General features: G+C 44.3%; 5 protein-coding genes. 3 read left to right on the top strand and 2 right to left on the bottom strand.

From position 1 onward, the window contains the following. Positions 1-82: 82 nt before the first annotated feature. Positions 83-259 (bottom strand): hypothetical protein, encoded by a 177-nt coding sequence (locus H6G76_RS36340; RefSeq protein WP_190711033.1) that lies wholly within the window; start codon positions 257-259, stop codon positions 83-85. Between the two features lie 514 nt (positions 260-773). Between H6G76_RS36340 and H6G76_RS36335 the strand changes: the two genes are divergently transcribed. From H6G76_RS36335 to H6G76_RS36325, 3 genes are all read left to right on the top strand, one after another. Continuing rightward, on the top strand, positions 774-1,448 hold the full coding sequence (locus tag H6G76_RS36335) for a sigma-70 family RNA polymerase sigma factor (protein WP_313934905.1): 675 nt from the start codon (positions 774-776) through the stop codon (positions 1,446-1,448). A gap of 4 nt (positions 1,449-1,452) precedes the next feature. Beyond that, on the top strand, positions 1,453-2,175 hold the full coding sequence (locus tag H6G76_RS36330) for an anti-sigma factor domain-containing protein (RefSeq protein ID WP_190711032.1): 723 nt from the start codon (positions 1,453-1,455) through the stop codon (positions 2,173-2,175). A gap of 93 nt (positions 2,176-2,268) precedes the next feature. Beyond that, positions 2,269-2,457, top strand: coding sequence for a hypothetical protein (locus H6G76_RS36325; RefSeq protein ID WP_190711031.1), 189 nt, complete (start codon positions 2,269-2,271; stop codon positions 2,455-2,457). Between the two features lie 26 nt (positions 2,458-2,483). On the opposite strand, the gene H6G76_RS36320 is transcribed toward H6G76_RS36325, so the two are convergent. After that, the gene (locus H6G76_RS36320; protein WP_190711030.1) at positions 2,484-3,032 is read right to left on the bottom strand and encodes a DUF1349 domain-containing protein; all 549 of its coding nucleotides are present in this window, start codon (positions 3,030-3,032) and stop codon (positions 2,484-2,486) included. Between the last annotated feature and the right edge of the window lie 287 nt (positions 3,033-3,319).

Here is a 3,319-nt window from a genome sequence, read left to right as displayed (position 1 = left end):
GCAAACGATGGAAATTGTGTTTGATGATTATTTGCCGCAATGGAATTACACTGCTAAACCACAGGTGACATAATTCTGGATTCTATTTAATCCGCATTCCTAAAGAAGCCAGATTAAACGAATTAAGCTGGTTTGTAGAAAGTTGCTTTGCCACGTAGGGATTGAAACTGGTTGGTGCGGTTTGTGTGTGCGCCGCAGCAGGTAAAATGGCAGCGCACACAAGCAGTGTTGTTAACATCGTAGAAATAGAGCCTCGCATAGAATTACCTCTTTGATTAGTTGTTTAGCTACAGCGGTTTTACAGACCTTCAATGCTTGGATGCAGCACAAACTTTCAGGCAAATTGGTTGAATCCAAACTGCCAAAGGTGCAAAATTATGACCAGCTAAAGAAGAATTTTGCTCCCTTGACGATATAAATTTCGTTGGGACATTGCAGTGTAATGCCCAGTTTTAAAAGCTGTAGGAGTGGGCAGGTAAGCAATTAGCGTGATTTCAGAAATTTAGTTGCAACTTATGCCTGAAAAGAATGCTAATTGGGTTACTTACTTCTCTCTACCTTTAAGACGATTGGGAATCAATTTTGGATTTAAATTCTTCAAATGCCCTCACTGGCTGATGTTCACGGCTCGTTTGGTTTGAGGTGCGAGCTAATCTTGAGAAATTAAAACAAAATAATCCACTTCTACAAAATTTTGAGGCTACGCTCATCCAATTAGCTTCACCAATCGTTTTAAAGATGAAAGTAAGTTTGCTCTATACTCAAAACAAGTTGTGAAATCAGGATTGGCACTCACGTTGCAAGATGCATTAGGCATTTTTGCTCCTAAATTAGCCTTGGTCTATTCACCTGAATCTATGGATCTAAGTTCTCCTGATCACCGTTCATCAGAACTGTCATCCAAGAGTGATGCCGCACTCTTGGATGACTTGAAGGCACATCTTCCAGCAGCCTTAGGGTGCCTCTATGATCGCTATGGCAGCGTGGTGTATGGAGTGGCGCTGAAAGTGTTGCAAAGCCAGCCGGAAGCAGAAGACCTGACTCAGGAGATTTTTCTATCCTTATGGCAGCGCCCAGTTGACTCTGCTAAACACGGTCATTTGATGCGCTACCTGATTGTCATGACTCGATCGCGGGCGATTGACAAACTGCGATCGCGCAGTCGCACCCTTAATTTGGTGCAACGTTGGGGGCAGAACGTCACTGCTGCACCAGCAGCCCATACTCCGATTGAGCAGGCTGTTTTCAATGAGCGATCGCAGCAAGTGCGGCAGGCATTGACCCAGCTTAGTGATCAGCAACGGCAGGTGATCGAACTGGCGTATGATGCCGGACTAAGCCAATCAGAAATTGCCCAACAACTGCATAAACCCCTGGGAAGCGTCAAAAGCTGGACTCGCCAGGGACTCCTGAAACTGAAGCAACTTTTACGGGACTCAATTGACTAAGGTTATGACTGAACCTCTCACCCCTCAAGCAATCGAAACCTTAGCAGCAGGCTATGTAGTGGGCGACCTTGATCGCGCTGAAGTCGCAGCTTTCGAGCAACTGCTGATCGAAAATCCGGCATTGGTGGCACAAGTGAATCAGTTGCAAGAGGTCTTAGATCAGGTGGCTCGTGACTTAAACAGCGTTGAACCCCCTCCCCATCTCCGGAATGCCATCCTGGCAAAAGCTACTACCACTCCACTGACCTCCCGACACAAACAGCCTCGACTCTTCTGGTATGCCGTTATGGGTAGTGTCGCGGCACTCCTGATTCTGTGTTTAGGAATAGATAACTATCGCTTGCGACAAGGTTTGAGCATAGCTGGTGACATCAATACCTTACTGCAACAGGAGAAGACGCAACTTTTCTCTCTCAAGGCTGTGGATGCGTCAAATACTGCGGCGGGTAGCTTTGTTGTGAATTTAGGACAACGGCAAGGAATTCTAGTCGTGCAAAATCTGATGGCTCCACCCACAGGTAAGGTATATCGACTTTGGGCGATCGCTGATGGCGAAAAGATTCCCTGTGGTACTGTGAAAATTAACCCCCAGGGAAAGGTGCTAAATAAGTTTTGGATGCCTGCCGACTTTTATGACACAGGTATCTCTGCGTTATTCGTGACGTTGGAATCGTCTGAAACTAGCCGTTATCCAACCGGAGATATCGTGATGCAGAGTCACTCATGAACTAAATACAAAATCTATTGATTGAGAAATTTTGAAAATTACTTCAGGCTGATTCTTTTGTATTTCTGAAATTAGTTAAGTTCTTAAAAATTATTGACAAAATCAGCTGATATTCAGGGAAATGAGTCTAAAGTAGCTGACTCTCGTGCGCTCGCTCCTCAACAGGTGCAACTCACCCCAACCATTTTACCCAATCGGGAGCCTGTGCCACCAATTGACCCAACATCTGGGGTTGAGTCTGTTCCATTTGCACCATCACCCCCCATCTCTCATCCGAAGTGAGGGCTGAGAGAAACTCTTTGACTGCATCAACCGTTTCTAAGATTGAGTAATTTTGTGAAATCTTCAAAAACAATTCTACACCTGTCTCCTTGTGGAGATGCTGCCATTAAACTAACTTGTAACGTGTCAGATCCAGTCAGGTATGCTAGGCGCAACAAGTGGTAGTGTTGACCATCTAAGGAATACTGCACCTCAATTGTTTCTTTTCGACGTTGTACTCGCAACCACAGAGATTCTGGAGACTGCAAAAGACCAATTACAGACCAGTCTGAAAAATCTCGCGTCACGACAGCACTGACATTTTGAACCCCATCCACATACTCAATTCCACACTTGAGCCAAGTAGTTTCATCTTCGCGTACCATGAGTCCAGCTTGGTCATACAACACCTGATACTGCCCAGTAATTTTTATTTCTGCTGTAAAATCACCGCTGAGTGTTTGGTAAAAGAAGTGACCATTATCTCGAATGAAGCCATAATGAGTTTTTCTCCAGAAATCAGTTTTTGAGTTAGTTGTCAAAGAGACTTGATGAGCAGTTTGTGACCATTGGGCAGGTTCGTTCAGCCATTGCATTATGCTTCATTTTCCTCAAGTGATAGCCAGAATTTATCTAGAAGTGCGATCGCCGATCTTCACTACTGCTGAGTGTACACAGGTTGCAACCAACAGTTCGTTAAAACTTGACTACTAAAAAACCTAGCGCACCTATCTGTCCTACCAATAGGATAAAAAGTGTCAATTGACTACATTTTCCAGCCATAAGTAGAACGACATAAAAAAACCAAACTGTGTGAAGATAAGTAAATAAAGTCGATGTATCAAGCACGGTAACAAAGGTATGGGTAGCCGTTTAAGGGTAT

The sequence above is a fragment of the Nostoc sp. FACHB-152 genome (assembly GCF_014697475.1).
Classification (GTDB): Bacteria; Cyanobacteriota; Cyanobacteriia; order Cyanobacteriales; family Nostocaceae; genus Nostoc_B.
This window is presented reverse-complemented; position numbering and strand designations above follow the sequence as displayed.